15 protein-coding genes and 1 tRNA gene are annotated in these 16,049 nt (G+C 72.2%); 7 read left to right on the top strand and 9 right to left on the bottom strand.

The genetic code is table 11. The features are described from left to right. Positions 1-52 precede the first annotated feature (52 nt). Positions 53-1,342, top strand: a complete 1,290-nt coding sequence (locus ACTHMF_RS06070) for an amino acid deaminase/aldolase (protein WP_440316705.1) — start codon at positions 53-55, stop codon at positions 1,340-1,342. Then, positions 1,339-2,652, top strand: coding sequence for a D-arabinono-1,4-lactone oxidase (locus tag ACTHMF_RS06065; RefSeq protein ID WP_440316704.1), 1,314 nt, complete (start codon positions 1,339-1,341; stop codon positions 2,650-2,652). The genes ACTHMF_RS06070 and ACTHMF_RS06065 overlap by 4 nt, the downstream gene beginning before the upstream one ends. 122 nt (positions 2,653-2,774) lie before the next feature. On the opposite strand, the gene ACTHMF_RS06060 is transcribed toward ACTHMF_RS06065, so the two are convergent. The 3 genes from ACTHMF_RS06060 to ACTHMF_RS06050 all read right to left on the bottom strand — a co-directional run bounded on the left by ACTHMF_RS06060 (position 2,775) and on the right by ACTHMF_RS06050 (position 5,534). Continuing rightward, the gene (locus ACTHMF_RS06060; protein WP_440316703.1) at positions 2,775-3,794 is read right to left on the bottom strand and encodes a patatin-like phospholipase family protein; all 1,020 of its coding nucleotides are present in this window, start codon (positions 3,792-3,794) and stop codon (positions 2,775-2,777) included. A gap of 284 nt (positions 3,795-4,078) precedes the next feature. Further along, complete coding sequence (locus ACTHMF_RS06055; RefSeq protein ID WP_440316702.1) at positions 4,079-4,960, bottom strand: M48 family metalloprotease; 882 nt, start codon at positions 4,958-4,960, stop codon at positions 4,079-4,081. A 7-nt stretch (positions 4,961-4,967) separates the two neighbouring features. Beyond that, positions 4,968-5,534, bottom strand: a complete 567-nt coding sequence (locus ACTHMF_RS06050; protein WP_314147013.1) for a LemA family protein — start codon at positions 5,532-5,534, stop codon at positions 4,968-4,970. A gap of 152 nt (positions 5,535-5,686) precedes the next feature. On the opposite strand from ACTHMF_RS06050, the gene ACTHMF_RS06045 reads away from it, so the two are divergent. The 3 genes from ACTHMF_RS06045 to ACTHMF_RS06035 are packed head-to-tail and all read left to right on the top strand — an operon-like array spanning position 5,687 to position 7,838. Then, positions 5,687-6,322: a TetR/AcrR family transcriptional regulator gene (locus ACTHMF_RS06045; RefSeq protein WP_440316701.1), complete on the top strand. Its 636-nt coding sequence runs from the start codon at positions 5,687-5,689 to the stop codon at positions 6,320-6,322. 11 nt (positions 6,323-6,333) lie between these two features. Next, on the top strand, positions 6,334-7,107 hold the full coding sequence (locus ACTHMF_RS06040) for an ABC transporter ATP-binding protein (protein ID WP_440316706.1): 774 nt from the start codon (positions 6,334-6,336) through the stop codon (positions 7,105-7,107). Beyond that, positions 7,104-7,838, top strand: a complete 735-nt coding sequence (locus tag ACTHMF_RS06035) for an ABC transporter permease (protein ID WP_440316699.1) — start codon at positions 7,104-7,106, stop codon at positions 7,836-7,838. The genes ACTHMF_RS06040 and ACTHMF_RS06035 overlap by 4 nt, the downstream gene beginning before the upstream one ends. 65 nt (positions 7,839-7,903) lie before the next feature. Here the strand turns inward: ACTHMF_RS06035 and ACTHMF_RS06030 are convergent, their stop codons facing one another. The 4 genes from ACTHMF_RS06030 to ACTHMF_RS06015 are packed head-to-tail and all read right to left on the bottom strand — an operon-like array spanning position 7,904 to position 12,430. Continuing rightward, the gene (locus tag ACTHMF_RS06030; RefSeq protein ID WP_440316698.1) at positions 7,904-9,217 is read right to left on the bottom strand and encodes a D-arabinono-1,4-lactone oxidase; all 1,314 of its coding nucleotides are present in this window, start codon (positions 9,215-9,217) and stop codon (positions 7,904-7,906) included. Next, entirely contained in the window at positions 9,214-10,497 is a 1,284-nt protein-coding gene (locus ACTHMF_RS06025) for an alanine racemase (protein ID WP_440316697.1), read from the bottom strand. Before ACTHMF_RS06025 ends, ACTHMF_RS06030 begins: the two co-directional genes overlap by 4 nt. Beyond that, positions 10,497-11,753 carry an MFS transporter gene (locus ACTHMF_RS06020; protein ID WP_314147007.1) on the bottom strand — a complete coding sequence of 419 codons (1,257 nt, stop codon included), beginning with the start codon at positions 11,751-11,753 and terminating at the stop codon, positions 10,497-10,499. Before ACTHMF_RS06020 ends, ACTHMF_RS06025 begins: the two co-directional genes overlap by 1 nt. Then, a complete protein-coding gene (locus tag ACTHMF_RS06015; protein ID WP_440316696.1) occupies positions 11,750-12,430 on the bottom strand; it encodes a TetR/AcrR family transcriptional regulator in 681 nt (226 codons plus the stop codon). The genes ACTHMF_RS06020 and ACTHMF_RS06015 overlap by 4 nt, the downstream gene beginning before the upstream one ends. A 150-nt stretch (positions 12,431-12,580) precedes the next feature. On the opposite strand from ACTHMF_RS06015, the gene ACTHMF_RS06010 reads away from it, so the two are divergent. Next, entirely contained in the window at positions 12,581-14,857 is a 2,277-nt protein-coding gene (locus ACTHMF_RS06010; RefSeq protein WP_440316695.1) for an Ig-like domain-containing protein, read from the top strand. 12 nt (positions 14,858-14,869) lie between these two features. Here the strand turns inward: ACTHMF_RS06010 and ACTHMF_RS06005 are convergent, their stop codons facing one another. Next, positions 14,870-15,241: a YchJ family protein gene (locus ACTHMF_RS06005; protein ID WP_440316694.1), complete on the bottom strand. Its 372-nt coding sequence runs from the start codon at positions 15,239-15,241 to the stop codon at positions 14,870-14,872. 184 nt (positions 15,242-15,425) lie between these two features. Beyond that, positions 15,426-15,779 carry a VOC family protein gene (locus ACTHMF_RS06000; protein ID WP_314148086.1) on the bottom strand — a complete coding sequence of 118 codons (354 nt, stop codon included), beginning with the start codon at positions 15,777-15,779 and terminating at the stop codon, positions 15,426-15,428. Between the two features lie 195 nt (positions 15,780-15,974). On the opposite strand from ACTHMF_RS06000, the gene ACTHMF_RS05995 reads away from it, so the two are divergent. Beyond that, positions 15,975-16,048, top strand: a tRNA-Leu gene (locus ACTHMF_RS05995). Position 16,049: the final 1 nt, after the last annotated feature.

The raw sequence follows: 16,049 nt of genomic DNA, 5'->3' as shown, positions 1-16,049 counted from the left end.
TGTTCGCGTTCGCGGGTGCGCTCGCGGTCGCCCGAGTGAAAGCGGTGCGCTAGTGACCGACCTCGACCTCTCGACGCCTCCCGCTCCCGCGGAGCGCACGTGGACCGCGCCGGACGTGTTCTGGCCGTCCCTCTCCACGGCGACGGCCCGCCTCGACCCGCCGCTCGCCGTGCTGCACCTGCCGGCGCTGCGCCACAACGCGCACGACCTGCTGCGGCGCGCGGCGGGGACGAGCCGGCCCGCCAAGCCCATCCGCGTCGCCTCCAAGTCGGTGCGGGTGCGGTCGGTGCTGGATGCCGTGCTCACCCTCCCCGGATACGCCGGCGTGCTCGCGTACACCCTCCGCGAAGCGCTGTGGCTGGCGGAGGGCGACGCGGAGCATCCACCGATCGAGGATGTGGTGGTGGGCTACCCGACGACCGACCGCGCCGCCATCGCGCGCCTGTCCGCATCCCCTGAGCTCGCGTCCCGGGTGACGCTGATGATCGACTCCCTCTCGCACCTGGACTTCATCGACGCGGTCGTACCGCCGTCCCAGCGGGAGGCGATCCGTCTCTGCCTGGAGCTCGACTCGTCGTGGTTCGCCCCCGTCATCGGGCATGTCGGCGTGTTCCGCTCGCCGGTGCACAGCCCGGCCTCCGCTCGCGCGCTCGCCGTCGAGATCGTCCGGCGCCCGGGCTTCCGGCTGGTCGGGATGATGGGATACGAAGCGCAGATCGCGGGCCAGGGCGACAATCCGCGGGGCAATCCGGCCTGGCGGGCCACCCTGCGCTGGATGCAGCAGAACTCCCGCGACGAACTGCTCGGCCGGCGGGGGGAGGCGGTCGCCGCGGTGCGCGGCGTGGCGGATCTCGAGTTCGTGAACGGCGGCGGGACCGGCTCCGTCGAGTTCACCGCGTCCGACGAGTCGGTGACCGAGATCGCTGCGGGCAGCGGGCTCTTCGGCGGGCACCTGTTCGACACCTACCGCTCGTTCCATCCGGCGCCCGCCGCATCCTTCGCCCTCTCGGTGGTGCGCCGGCCCAACCCGGAGACAGCGACGCTGCTCGGTGGCGGCTGGATCGCCTCCGGACCGCCCGGACCCGACCGGCTCCCGATGGTGGCATGGCCGACGGGGCTCTCGATGGTCGCGCGCGAGATGGCGGGCGAGGTGCAGACGCCCCTCACCGGAGCGACGGCGGCCGTTCTGCGGATCGGCGATCGCGTCTGGCTGCGGCACACCAAGTCCGGCGAGCTCAGCGAGCACGTCGACGGCTTCCAGCTGGTCGACACTGTGGATGGGCGGGCGCGCGTCGTCGGTGTCACTCCGAGCTATCGCGGTGAGGGGAAGGTCTTCCTGTGACGGCGGCCGGGGGGCTGTGGCGCAACTGGAGCCGCACCGAGCGCGTGCGTCCCCAGCGCGTCGAGCGGCCGGCGACGGCGGAAGCCGTGCAGCGCGCGGTGCGTGCGGCCGCCTCCACCGGCATGCGCATCAAAGCGGTCGGAGCCGGCCACAGCTTCACGGGCATCGCGGTCGCTCCGGGCGTTCAGCTCGACCTCGACGACCTCAGCGGGATCGTGGCGGTCGACCCGGAACGGGACCGCGTCACGCTCGCCGCCGGGACCCGGCTGCACCAGCTGCCGAGGCTGCTCCGTCAGCATGGGCTCGCGCTTGAGAACATGGGCGACATCGACAAGCAGTCGATCTCCGGCGCCACCTCGACCGGGACGCACGGCACCGGCGGCTCGTTCGGCGGACTCGCCACCCAGATCGTGGGGCTCACCCTCGTCACCGGCACCGGGGAGCTGCTGCGGATCGACGAGACGGAGAACGCGGAACTGCTCCCGGCCGCCCGTCTCGGGCTCGGCGCCCTCGGCGTCATCGTCGAGCTGACCATCCAGTGCGTCCCGGCGTTCCTGCTCCACGCCGTCGAGCGTCCGGAGCCGCTGCAGGAGGCGCTCGAGAGCTACGGCGATCGGTCGGCGCGCGAGGACCACTTCGAGTTCTACTGGTTCCCGCACACGGAGACGGCGCTCACCAAGACGAACACCCGGCTGCCGCTGACGGCCGACCGCAAGCCGCTGTCACACACGGGACGCTGGGTCGAAGACGAACTGCTCGCCAACGGCGTCTACCGCGGAGTCTGTGCGGCCGGCATGGTCGCGCCGGCGATCATCCCGCCGTTCAGCCGCCTCGCCCAGCGGCTCACCGGCAACCGCGAGTTCATCGACCACTCGCCGCGCGTCTACGTCAGCAACCGGACCGTGCGGTTCCGCGAGATGGAGTACGCGCTGCCGCGGGAGGCGGTACCGGAGGCGCTCGCCGAGGTGAAGGCGCTGATCGAGCGGCGTGGATGGCGCATCTCGTTCCCGATCGAGGTCCGCAGCGCGGCGGCCGACGACAACTGGCTGTCGACGGCGTACGGACGCGAGACCGGGTATGTGGCGGTGCACCGGTATTACCGCGAGGACCACCGCGAGTACTTCGGCGCGGTGGAGGAGATCATGGTCGCCCACGAGGGACGCCCGCACTGGGGCAAGCTGCACACCCGGGATGCGGACGGCCTCCGTGCGGTGTACCCGCGCTTCGACGACTTCCTCGCGGTGCGCGAGCGTCTCGACCCCGACCGCCGTTTCGAGAACGCCTACCTGCGCCGGGTCCTCGGCCCGTAGCCGGGCGTCGCCCTCGCGCCTCGCACTTCTCGGGGCGTCGTCGAGTCGATCCATGGGACGCAACACGCCGTCCGATCCACGAACGGGCGGCGCGTTGCGTCCCATCGATGGGATGCGTCGGCTCAGTTCCAGAAGGCGCCGAGGTTCGGCGCGAGGGCCCGGCCCTGGTCGTAGCCGGCCCGGGCGGCGGCAGGTCGCAGCGACAGATTCATCGCGTTGGTGCCGAACAGGTGCTCCGCGTCCGGGTCGGGGATCACGACCTCGACGCGGCTTCCGTGGGTGCGCAGCTCCTCCACCTGGGTGGAGGGATGGGTGCCCCATTCCTCGGGAGTGAGGGAGCGGGCGCCGAGCGGCGACAGCACCAGCACCCGGTCGCAGCCGGCGGCGAGATCCGCGTTCTCGGCGTTCGACCGATAGCCGCCGTCGAGGTACAGGCGTTCGCCGATGCGGTACGCGACGCTGCCCGCGCAGCTCGCGGCCACCGCATCCACCAGGTCGACGCCGCTGTCCCGGTCGAAGACGACCGGATCGCCGGTGGTCGCATCGATCGCCGTGATGAGTATCCGGCGCTCCGGCCAGTCGGGGCGAGGAAGCCGGGCGGCCACAGCCGAGCGCCAGCTGTCCCGGACGGAAGCGCCTGACGCCTCCTCCCGTTCCCGTCCCACCGCGCCGATCCGGCGGCGGTAGTCGGCCGCGTCGGAGGAGGCGGCGATGGTGGCCAGCATCCGCTCGAAGTGCTCGGCCGTCGGCCGCAGCGGCGCCGGTCGGGAGTCGGATGCGGATGGTGCCACACCGGGTGCGCCCGATGGAGGTGCGGCCGATCCCGAAGCGGGCGCTGACGATGTCGCGGCCGACACGGGGGTGACCGATCCGGGTGCGGTTGCGCCGGGCGGTGCCGTCCGGGGTGGGGGAGCTACCGAGGCGGCGGCGAACAGCTCGGCCGGGCGTGCGCCCGCGAACTGGGCCGCGGCGGTGGAGCCGGCCGAGGTGCCGATGGTCAGGTCGGCCTGTGTCACATCCAGTCCAGCGTCGAAGAGGCCCGCGACGATGCCGATCAGCCAGGCGTTGCCCGTCGATCCGCCGCCGCCGAGCACCAGTGCGCGTTCGTGCGGATGCGTGAGTGGAGAAGGTGTTGTGTTCATGGGAGTCGCCTTTCGCGATTGCGTGGAGGGCGCTCCCGGTGGCGACTACCTCAGTCGCGGATCGTGGACGGCGAGGGAGCGCCCACTGCGGATACTGCGTGCATGGGTCTCACCTCCTGTCGATGGAACACGATCGCCGAAACGCTAGCACATCCCCACCCCGCGGCGCCGCTGTCGCCGTCTCGGGGTGTCTGCTGCGGTTTGTAACGTATGCGGCTGCTCGCCCGCACGCATACGTTCCGAACTGCCGCAGACGCTGACGCGCGCACGGCTGCGGGCGGCGGCTAGAAGCTGCTGCCCATCTCCTGGAGGCGCTCGACCCGCTGGGGGATGGGCGGGTGCGTCGAGAACAGTCGCGCCATGAGGCCCGGCTTGAGCGGGTCGTTGATCCACAGGTGCGCCATGGACGAGTTCTGCTTCTGCATCGGCCGGCCGTAGGCCTCGAGCTTGAGCAGGGCGCTCGCGAGCGCGTCCGGGTGGCGGGTCGTCATGGCGCCGGTCGCGTCGGCGAGGTACTCCCGCTGCCGCGAGACGGCGAGCTGCACGAGCGTCGCGACCAGCGGGGCGACGATGGCCGCGATCAGACCGAAGACCAGTACGACCGGGTTGCCCCCGTTGTTGTTGTTCCGGTTGCCGCCGAAGAAGGCCATGCGCAGGAAGATGTCCGCGATGAACCCGATCGCCACCGTGAGGCCGAACACGATCATCCCGAGCCGGATGTCGTAGTTGCGGACGTGGCCGAGCTCGTGCGCCATCACGCCCTCGAGCTCCGCGTCGGTCATGATGTCGAGCAGGCCGGTGGTCGCGGCGACCGAGGCGTGCTTCGGGTCGCGTCCGGTGGCGAACGCGTTCGGCGCCGGGTCGTTGATGATGTAGACCGCCGGCATCGGCGTGCCGGTCGTGATCGACAGGTTCTCGACGATGTTCCAGAGCCGCGGGTTGTCCGCCTTCTGGATGGGCACCGCTCCGGACATGCTGAGCGCCTGGCTCGACGCCATGAAGTACTGGAACACCGCGTAGACGGTCGCGATGATCAGCACCCACGCGAGGATCGCGTAGTTGTTGTAGATGACCGAGCCCAGCCATCCGAGCGCACCGATGAGGACCAGGAACAGCAGGATGATGAAGACGGTGTTGCGCTTGTTCCTGGCGATCGCCCTGTACATCGACGCCCTAGAACTGGACGCGCGGCGGCTCGGCGATCGCCGCCAGGTTGTCGACCTCGAAGAACTCGCGCTCGGTGAAGCCCAGGCGTCGCGCGAACAGGTTGTTCGGGAAGACCTTGATCTTGGTGTTGAACTCGCGGACGCCGCCGTTGTAGAACCGGCGCGACGCCTGGATCTTGTCCTCGGTGTCCACCAGGTCCGCCTGCAGCCGCAGGAAGTTCTGGCTCGCCTGCAGCTGCGGGTACGCCTCGGCCACGGCGAAGATGCTCTTCAGCGCGGTCTGCATGTGCCCCTCGGCCACGGACGCCTCGCCCGGCGTCTGCGCGGTCAGCGTCTCGGCGCGCGCCTTCGTGACGGACTCGAACACGCCCTTCTCGTGCGCGGCGTAGCCCTTCACCGTCTCGATGAGGTTCGGGATGAGGTCGGCACGACGCTTCAGCTGCACCGTGATGTCGCTCCACGCCTCGTCGACACGCACCTTGAGGGTGACGAGCGAGTTGTACGTTGCCCACAGGTAGATTCCGATGATCGCGACGATCACGACGACGATGATGACCGGAATGAGCCATTCCATTGCAGGAACTCCTTTGGGTGTGCGGGCGCAGGTGCGTGCGCAGAAGCAATCCTAACGGCGGTGGATGCGGCTCCCACCGCCTTCCCATCACTCTCAAAGCAAGCGCGACGGGGATCGACAGCCCCGCCCGCGCGCGGGTGCAGAATGGCAGCGTGAGCGAGCTGGCCGAACGCCGCAGACGCGGACGCCCCCGCAAGGAGCGCGGGGCGGCGTCGGCGCGCGGCGCGATCGTCCGCGCCGCGGCCGAGGAGTTCGCCGAGCGCGGCTACGAGGCGGCCTCGCTGCGCGCCGTCGCCCGGCGGGCCGGGGTCGACGCTGCGCTCGTGCACCACTACTTCGACGACAAGGCGGACCTGTTCGCCGCCACCATCCAGGCGCCGCTGCGCCCCGACCGCGTGATCGGCGTGATGCTCGCCGCCCCGCGCGCGGAGCTCGGCGAGCGCCTCGTCCGCTATCTGTTCACGCAGCTGGAGGACGAGAAGGCCGCGGGCAGGATGGTGCTCCTGCTGCGCACCGTGCTCTCCAACTCCGTCGGCACCCGGATGGTGCGCGAGTTCCTGACCAGGGAGGTGTTCGCACGGCTGGCGTCGGCGACCGACGCTCCGGACGCCGAGCTGCGGGCCGACCTCGCCGCATCCCAGCTGGTGGGCGTGATGATGACGCGCTACGCGCTGCGGTTGGAGCCGATCGCGAGCGCGGACGTCGACGACCTGGTCCGACGGGTCGGTCCGGTGGTGCAGTGGCACCTGTTCGGCGATCTTGACGGGGTGTCGGCACCGGGCGAATAATTCATCACATGATGAATTCGGCGGAGGCCGCGGTCGTCGTCGAGGGCCTGCGGGTGCGGCGCGGCCGGCGGACCGTCCTGGACGGACTCGACCTGCACATCCCCCGCGGCCAGGTGGTGGGCCTGCTCGGGCCGAGCGGCTGCGGCAAGACCACGCTGATGCGCGCGATCGTCGGCGTGCAGCGCGTCGCGGGCGGCCGCGTCGAGGTGTTCGGGCAGCCGGCGGGCTCCTCCGCACTGCGGCACCGGGTCGGCTACGTGACCCAGACGGCAAGCGTGTACGACGACCTGACCGTGCGGCAGAACCTGGCGTACTTCCGCCGCGTGCTCGGCGCGGGGCGCAACGACGTCGAGCGCGCCATCGCCGCGACCGACCTCGGCGAGAACGCGGGGCAGCTCGTCGGCACGCTGTCCGGCGGCCAGCGCAGCCGCGTCTCGCTGGCCGCCGCGCTGCTCGGCTCCCCCGATCTGCTGGTGCTCGACGAGCCGACCGTCGGGCTGGACCCGCTGCTGCGGGTGGAGCTGTGGACGCTGTTCCACCGGCTCGCCGACTCCGGCACGAGCCTGCTGATCTCCAGCCACGTGATGGACGAGGCCACCCGCTGCGACCGGCTGCTGCTCATGCGCGAGGGCGCCATCCTTGCCGACCAGACGCCGGAGGGGCTGCTGCGGGAGACCGGGGCCGAGGACGCGGAGGGCGCGTTCCTCGCGCTGCTGCGCCGCCACCACCCGCGGCACGCGCTCGCCGAACCGGGCGAGGACCAGGACGGGGAGGCGGCCCGATGAATTTCACGCGCACCTTCGGGACGGCGGGGCGGGTGCTCATGCAGATCCGGCACGACCCGCGGACGATCGGGCTGCTGGTGGTCGTGCCGAGCCTCCTGATCGGCCTGGTCGCCTGGATATTCACCGACACGGACGTCTTCGCGACGATCGGGCCGGCGATCGTCGCGCTGTTCCCGTTCATCGTGATGTTCCTGGTCACCAGCATCACCACGCTGCGCGAGCGCAGGACCGGGACGCTGGAGCGGCTGCTGTCGATGCCGCTCGGCAAGGGCGACTTCATCCTGGGCTACACGCTCGCGTTCGGGCTGCTCGCCGTCGTGCAGTCGCTCGTGGCCGTCGGCTTCGCGATCTGGGTGTGCGGGCTGGAGATCAAGGGCGACCCGTGGCTGATGGTCGCGGTCGCCGTGACGGATGCGGTGCTCGGCAGCACCCTGGGCCTGTTCGCGAGCGCGTTCGCGCGCACCGAGTTCCAGGTGGTGCAGTTCATGCCGGTGATCGTGTTCCCGCAGATCCTGCTCGGCGGGATCTTCCTGCCGCGCGACCAGCTCCCGGACGGCCTCCGGCAGATCAGCGACTGGCTCCCGCTCTCGCACGCCGTCGACGCGCTGAACGCGGTCTCCACGAACTCGCACGACGCCGCCTACATCGGCGGCCAGCTCCTCATCATCGCCGCGTTCGCCGTCGCCGCCGTCATCACCGGCGCCCTCACCCTCCAGCGCCGCACCCCCTGACCACCGAGTACGCAGAAAATGGCCCTGAAACAGCCGAGTACGCAGAGTATCTGCGTACTCGGCGGTCAGGGGCCGAGGACTCGGGTGAGGTAGGCGTTGGTGAAGAGGCGGGCGGGGTCGAGGCGGTCGCGGACGGCGAGGAAGTCGTCGAAGCGGGGGTAGGTCTCGCGGAGGGAGGCCGCGTCGCGGAAGTGCATCTTGCCCCAGTGCGGGCGGCCGTCGTGCGCCATCATGATCCGCTCCACCGCGGTGAAGTACGCCGTCGGGTCCTCCCGGTAGTAGCGGTGAACGGCGATGTAGCCGCTCTCCCTGCCGTACGCGGTGGACAGCCAGTTGTCGTCCGCCGCGGCCGAGCGCACCTCCACCGGGAACGAGATCCGCCAGCCGTTGCGCTCGATGAGCGCCTTCACCTCGGCGAGCGCGTCCGGCACCGCCGCGCGCGGCAGTGCGTACTCCATCTCGCGGAAGCGCACGGTGCGGTTGGTCACGAAGACCTCGGGCGAGCGGTCGGTGAAGTCGCGGTTGCCGGTGAGCTTCTGCGCGAGCCTGCTGAACGGCGGGACGATCGCCGGGACGACCGTGCCGAGCGCGCACACCCCGCGGTAGACGCCGTTGGCAAGCAGCTCGTCGTCCACCCAGCGCCCCATCGCCGACAGCGGCGCGCGCGCCTCGGTCAGCGGCAGCCGCGTGTTGGTCTTGGTGAGCCCCGTCTCGGTGTGCGGGAACCAGTAGAACTCGAAGTGGTCCTCGCTCGCCGAGCGCTCCAGGTACCTCTCCAGCACCTGCTGCAGCGGCTCGGGACGCTCCACCGCCTTGAGCAGGTACGCCGGGACGCACTGGATGGTCAGGTCGACGATCACGCCGAGCGCGCCGAGCCCGAGCCGGGCGGCGGGCAGCAGCTCCGCGTTCTGCGTCTCGTCGATCGTCAGCACCTCGCCGGTGCCGGTGACCAGCGTGACGCCGACGATCTGGGTGGCGAGTCCGCCGAAGGACCCGCCGGTGCCGTGCGTGCCGGTGGAGGTCGCGCCGGCGATCGTCTGCCGGTCGATGTCGCCCATGTTCTCCAGCGCCAGGCCATAGGGCCGCAGCAGCCGCGGGAGCTGGTGCAGGTGCGTCCCCGCCGCCAGCCGCACGCGGCCGCGCTCGAGGTCAACGTCCAGCACGCCGCTGAGCGCCTCCAGGTCGAGCTGGACACCCGGCGCCGCGGCGATGCCGGTGAAGCTGTGCCCGGCGCCGATCGCCTTGACCCGCATCCCCTGTTTCGCCGCCGTGGCGACCGCGCGCTGCACGGCCTCCGCCGAGGCCGGCCGCTCCACGCGCTGCGGGCGGATCGACTCGCTCCTCCCCCAGTTGCGCCACACTCCCCCGCTCGCCGTCACAGGAACACCTTCCCGTCGCCGCGGTAGCTGAGGGCCGTGCCCACGACGGCGGGACGGCCGTCCACCGTGTCCACGAGGTGGAAGGCGTCCACGTGCTCGCTCAGCTCGCCCGACTTGGTGTGCCGCAGCCAGACCCGGTCGCCGACGCGCAGGATACCCGCCGCCGCCCCGGTGAGCGGGGTCTGCACCTCGCCCGCCATCTCGCGGTCCACCATCGAGAGCCCGGTCGGCCAGACCACGCTCGGCAGCCGGTCGGGGCCGGGAGGGCCGGACGCGATCCAGCCGCCGCCGAGGAGCGTCGCGGTGCGGTCGTCGGGACGCCGGACGACCGAGAGCGCGAAGGAGGCGGCGGGCGCGGGCCGGAAGTCGCGGTAGGTATCGAACAGGTGGCCGCCGAAGAGCCCGCTGCCCGCGGCGATCTCGGTGACGGACGGGTCGGAGGCGGTGAACTCCAGCGAGCCGGTGCCGCCGCCGTTGACGAACGCCAGGTCGGCGATCGCGCGGACGGCGGCGACGGCCGCCCCGCGCCGCTCGACGAGCTCCTCGCGCGAGTTCTTCTGCATCCAGCGCAGTGTCGCGCCCCACGCCGGACGCCCGGGCGGGTTGTCGCCCTGGCCGGCGATCTGCGCCTCGTAGCCCATCATCCCGACCAGGGCGAAGCCGGGGCGGCGCACGATGGCCTCGGCGACCTCGCGCGCGGTCTGCGCCGTGTGCACCGGCGAGCGGTAGACGCCGATATGGCCGAGGACGGGTGCGTTCCACGACGAGTCGAGTTCGAGGCAGACGCGGATGGTCTCGCGCTCTGCGGGCGGCACGACCGCGTCGATCAGGTCGAGGTGCGCGATCGAGTCGACCATGAGGGTGACCCGGGCGGCCAGCTCCGGCGAGCGCGCGAGCCGGGCGATGGCGCCGCGGTCGGCCGTCGGGTAGCCGACGACCACGTCCTCGATCGCGGGATGCTCCGCGTCGCCCTCGGCGAGCCACAGCGCCTCCGGCAGCGTGTAGGCGAGCACGCCCGCGTAGCCGGGCAGCGCGAGCACCGCGTCCAGGACCGAGCGCACGCGCACCGACTTGGAGGCGACGCGGATCGGCTTGCCCGGCCGCTCGGCCGTCCCGCCCGCGCGGCGCAGCATGTCGTGGGCGTTGTGCCGCAGCGCCGGCAGGTGCAGCACCGCGAGCGGCGGGTCGAGCCGCGCGGTCGCGGCGCTGAGGGCCGGCCAGAAGACGTCGGGCGTCGTCCAGGTCCGCTCGGCGGGGAGGGGCTTGGCCGTCAGATCCATCAGCGCACCGCTTTCACTCGGGCGACCGCGAGCGCACCCGCGAACGCGAAGACTCCGGAGAGCACGAACAGGCCCATGAAGCCGTCCAGTGCCGCCACGATCCCGGCCCCGAACAGCGGCGCCATCGCCTGCGGGACGGCCGTGGCGATGTTCATGATGCCCAGGTCCTTGCCCCGGTTCTCCGGGTCGGGCAGCACCTGGGTGGCGAGCGCCTGGTCCACCGAGAGGAAGCAGCCGTAGCCGAGGCCGAGCAGGCCCGCGGCGACCATCGCGACCGTCAGCTCCGGCACGAACGCCAGCAGCAGCGCGGCGACGCCCTGCAGCGCGGAGGAGACGAAGACGAACGCCTTGCGCCGGCCGAGCTTGTCGGAGAGCCGGCCGAAGAGCAGCGAGGCGACGATCACGAACACCATGTAGATGAGGATGAGCACGAGCAGGTCGTCGTCGGCGTGCTCGTCGTGCAGCCCGAACTCGAGGAAGTAGAGCAGCAGCGAGGTCCCGAACGCGTTGCCGAAGTTCACCAGCACGCGGCTGAGCAGCGTCCAGCCGAAGTCGGGATGCTGCCGGGGGCTGATCCAGAGTCCCTCGATCACCCCGCGCGCGGTCATCCGCTCGCGCAGCTCCTTCGGCAGCACCGCGTCCGGGAGGAACAGGAACGGCAGCACGAGCACGATCAGCAGGACGGCCATCGCCGTGTAGCCGACCAGCGCGCCGACGAAGACGTACGTGACCAGCGAGACGCCGAGGATGATGCCGATGGCCTGCGGCGCGCTGATCCAGCCGGACACGTAGCCGCGCTGCCCCACCGGCACCTGGTCCGAGATGGTCGCGGTGAGGGCGGCCGTGAGCACGCAGAACCCGGTGAGGGCGAGCGACCAGAACACGCCGATCCCAACCATGCTGGTCTGCAGCCCGAGCAGGACGAGCGAGACCGCGAACAGGACGGCGCCGCCCGCGATCCACGGCCGGCGCCGGCCGAAGCGGCTGGTGGTCCGGTCGGACAGCGCGCCGGTGAGCGGATAGGCGACGATCGCGCACACGCCCGAGATGCCCGAGACGATCCCGAAGGCGACCACGTTCTGGACCCAGTCGTCGGTGCGCAGCTGCGCCTGCACCTGGTCGGGCAGCAGCTTCTGGATGGGCGCCAGCTGCGCCATCCAGATGCCGAGCCAGGCCACGGCGAAGGCCGCGATCCAGGCGCCGGGCACGCGCCTGGTCGGTTCGGCGAAGACCGCCGGGGTGGATGTGTTCGTCATCGGGCACCTGCGTTCTCGGGAGGGGCGGGGGCGATGGAGCGGGTGGAGGCGGTGGAGCGGGTCGGTGTCTCGGGCGCAGCGGCCGCGAGCGCGGCGAGGGCATCGGCGGCGAAGTCCAGCGCCCGCTCGGCGGCGGCGTCGTCGCGCGTGACCAGCCAGGCGACGGTGATCCCGTCGGTGAGGGCGACCAGGATGCGCGCGACCTCGTCGAGCGGCCGCGTCCACGCGCAGCCGGTGAGCGCTGCGGCGTCGGCGGCCGCCCGCTCGGCCACCTCGTAGTAGCGGTCGTACTGCCGGCGGGCGAGCTGCTCGAAGCCGGGCTCGCGGAGCGCCCACTGGGTCAGCTCGAACATCGCCTTCTCGCGCTCCGGGTCGGCGCGGACGCCGTCGAAGTAGTGCTGGAGGCCGGAGCGGATCGCGGAGCGCATGCCGTCCGGCGGCGGTCCGCCCGCGAACGCGGGCGCGAGGTCGGACTGCTCGCCGGCGACCGCGGCGTTGACGAGCTCGACCATGAGCTCGTCGCGGGAGGAGAAGACGTAGTGGAAGCTGGCCAGCGGCATCCCGGCCTCGGCGGAGATGCGGCGCGTGGTCGCGGCGGCCACCCCGTCCCTCGCCACCACCCGGAGGGCGGCCTGAACGAGGGCGGTGCGACGTTCTGCGGGCGGGATGCGCGTCATCGGGGGCTCCTCGTGGAGTCTCGCGCATCGTCGCGCGAGAAGTGGGACAGTTGACCCAGTTGTCAGTATGCCGTAAATCCGGCCTGTTCGTTTGACACGGGACCCTGCTGGCCCCTGGAATGGGGTGGAATGCGGGTATTTCTGTCGGACGTGTCTCCACCAGTCCGGTCGCGGGGGGCGACCGGACCGATCGTCGGCGCCGTCGCCGCCCTCCTGCTCGCCGCCGCCTCCGTCGCCGGACTGGCGCCGCCGGCATCGGCCGCCTCCGCCGCCAGAGGCGCGGCGCCCCCGAGCACCTCACGCAGCACCGGCACCAGCAGCACCGGCACCAGCAGCACAGCGTTCCTCAGCAGCACAGCCAGCAGCAGCAGCACAGCGTCGCACAGGGCTTCAGCGCTCCCGACCAGCGCCAGCACCTCCGCTCCGGCCGAACGCCCGGCCGTCTCGGACACGCCGACCCCGACGCCGACACCCGATCCGCCGCGCCTGGACGACCTCCCCTCCGCCCTCGTCACCTCGTTCCCCGTCGTCGTGAGCGGCTCGGCGAACCCGGGCGAGGTCCTCGATGTCTCCGGCGGCTCCACCGACAGCCCGGACACCACCTGCACCGTCACCGCGGACGCGAGCGGCGACTGGTCGTGCTCGCTGCGCCGGCTGCCGGACGGTCCGGGCGTGCCGATCCGCGTCGAGTCCCGGCAGACCCGCCTCGCCGACAGCGGCCGCGTCGACGTGCTCTCGCCTCCGGTCATCACGACCACCGACGGCGGCTTCACCGGCGGCGGCCTGCGCGGGACCGCCTACCCCGGCGCCACGGTCACGGTCACCGCGGAGAACGGGCGCACGTGCAGCTTCCCCGCCGACAGCACCGGCGCGTGGGGATGCGTCATCCCCGGCATCGGCGACGGCAGGCACACGGTGACCGCGACACAGGTCGCGCCGTTCTCCGGCACCCGTTCCGGCAGAAGCGCTCCCGTCTCGGTCGTCGTGGACACGACGGCGCCCGCCGCTCCGTCCATCACCGCGCCCGCTCCGGGCGCCAGCGTCGGCGACGGCGAGGCGATCGCCTTCGCCGGCCGGGGCGAGCCGGGCGGCCAGGTGACCGTCTACGCCAGCACGTCGAAGGGCACCACGGTGGCCTGCACGGCTGCGGTGCCGGCCTCGCGGGCCTGGTCCTGCCGGGCGACGCTCGCGGTGGGCAGCTACGTCGCGTCCGCGCTCGAACGCGATGCGGCGGGGAACGTGAGCGCCGGCAGCAACACGATCGCCGTGACGGTCGAGACGCGAACGGCCGTCGCACCGCCGGTCGCCCCGGCCCCGACCCCGACGCCCAGCCCGGCTCCGACCCGGACCGCGCCCGCGGAGCCCAGCTCGCCGACGACCCCGGCCGCGCCGCGTCCCGGACCGGAGAACTGGACGGGAACGCCGTTCACGGTCGCCTCCGCTCCGGCGGTCACCGCGGCGTCCGTGCCCGGCTGGCTGCGCTCGGTCGCGCTCGCCGTCGCCGCGCTGCTCCTGCTCATGCTCCCCGCCCGGCTGCTCGCCGCGGCGCTCACCCGAGACCGCTCCGCCGATCCCGGCCGGCGCGCGCCCCGGCCGAATCTGTTCGGCCGGAACCGGTCGCGCGCGGAGCTCGGCGAGGCGGATGCCCTGCTCGGCCCGCGCGCCGTCCCCGGCGACGCCGGCACCGCAGGCGCCGCGGCCGGCCAGCCGGTCTGGCTGGCCCCGGTCGTCGGCGTGGTCGCGGCCGCGCTCGTGACGCTCTCCACCTCCGTCCAGGACGCGGGCGCCTACGTGCGGCTGCTGCTCGCCGTCGCGATCGCGGTGTGCGCGGTCAACGCGGTCTGGGTACTCGCGGCGCGCGGGATGGCCAGGCACAACGGCATCACCCCGCCGCGCCCGGTCGTGCGGCCGGTGCTCCTGATCGTCGTCGCCGCCACCGCGCTCGGCTCCCGCCTCATCGGGCTCGAGCCCGCGCTGTTGTTCGGCCTCGTGCTCGGGGTGATGCTGCCCGAGGGCACAGACCGCGTCGTGCGCGGCCGCGTCGCCGCCGTCCAGGTCTCCGCCGTCGCAGCGCTCGGCGTGCTCGCCTGGCTGACGGTCGGCGTCCTGCCCTCCCCCAGCGGTTCCGTCTCGGCGTTCGCCGTCGAGCTCGCGAACGCGGTGGCGCTCGTCGGGATCGGCTCGACGGCCGTCGCGCTGCTGCCGGTCGGCGGCCTCGCAGGCCGCGCGGTGTTCCAGTGGTCGCGTCCGATCTGGCTGGGACTCAGCCTCGTGGTCTACACGGTGCTGTTCGCTCTCCTGCTGCCGGTCGCCTCCCTGGCGACCACGGGTGCCGGCGTCTTCGTCGTCGCCGGTCTCGCCCTGGCCTTCGCGGTGATGTGCGTGTGCGTGTGGCTGTGGGAGCGCTACGTGGAGCCCGCCCGCTGAGGCGGGATCCCGTCACAGCGCGTCGACGTAGAACCAGTCGCGGCCCTCGCGGACGAAGCGGGACGTCTCGTGCATCGTCCCGCGTTCTGCGCCCTTGTAGTACGCGGTGAACGCGACGACGCCCTCCCTGTCGAAGGGACCGCCGCGCTCGGTCCGCTCGATGTCGAGGCGGTACCAGCGCAGGCCCCCGTCCAGCTCCAGCTCGGCGGGACGGGTGCTGCGGTGCCAGCTGCGCAGCAGGTACGCCGCGTCGCCGAGCGCGAACGCGCTGAACCGCGAGCGCATGAGCCGCTCGGCCGTCGGGGCGGGGGCTCCCGCGTGAAGGGGGCCGCAGCACGCGTCGTAGCTCTCGCCGCTCGTGCAGGGGCAGCGCAGGATGGTCACCGCACGAGTGTAGATGACCCGGCCGGTGCCTGCGTCGGGGGATCTCGGGCACCGGCCGGGTCGGAGGACACCTCACCAGAAAGGGTGTCGGCACTCATAGTGCCCGCCGACGATGAGCGACGGCTTCGGGTGCGCTGAAGGTCCTCTCAGTACCGACCAGTCGGCACCGATGACCCGGTCCCGGTCAGTCGGAGTCCGCGACGACGCAGAACCGGTTGCCGTCCGGATCGGCGAGGACGACGTAGTCCGCGTCCGGCTCGTAGTCCCAGTCCACCCGCTGCGCGCCGAGCCCGAGCAGCCGCTCGACTTCGTCGCGCTGCACGTCCGCGTACAGGTCGAGGTGGTGGCGGGGCGACGGGTTCGCCTCGCTGCCGACGAGCTTCAGCGCGAGCTGCGGCCCGTCCCCCGCCTCCGGAACCAGGATCGCCCAGTCGACGTCCGGCTCCCGCAGGGGCCGGTAGCCGAGCGCGGCGGACCAGAACGCGATGGCGCGCGGCATCTCGCGCACGCCCCAGACGAGAGAGCCGATGCGGATCATCCGCCCAGCATCCGCCGCTCTCCGGCCGGGCGCAACGGGCGCCGTCGGCCCTGCACCGTGTACCGTTGGAAGCATGGAAGGCTTCCTCATCGGTTTCATCTGGCTCGTGGTCGTCGTCGGCGGCATCTCGGCGGTCGCCGCTGTCGTCCAGATGGCGAAGTCGCCGTTCCGCGACCGGTAACGCGTTCACCGCCGGCCCCCATAGCCCAATTGGCAGAGGCAGGCGACTTAAAATCGCCCGAGTGTGGGTTCGAGTCCCACTGGGGGTAC

Source organism: Leifsonia sp. (assembly GCF_051955155.1).
Classification (GTDB): Bacteria; Actinomycetota; Actinomycetes; order Actinomycetales; family Microbacteriaceae; genus Leifsonia.
The sequence above is the reverse complement of the archived record's forward strand: the minus strand, read 5'-3'. Positions and strand labels throughout refer to the sequence as shown.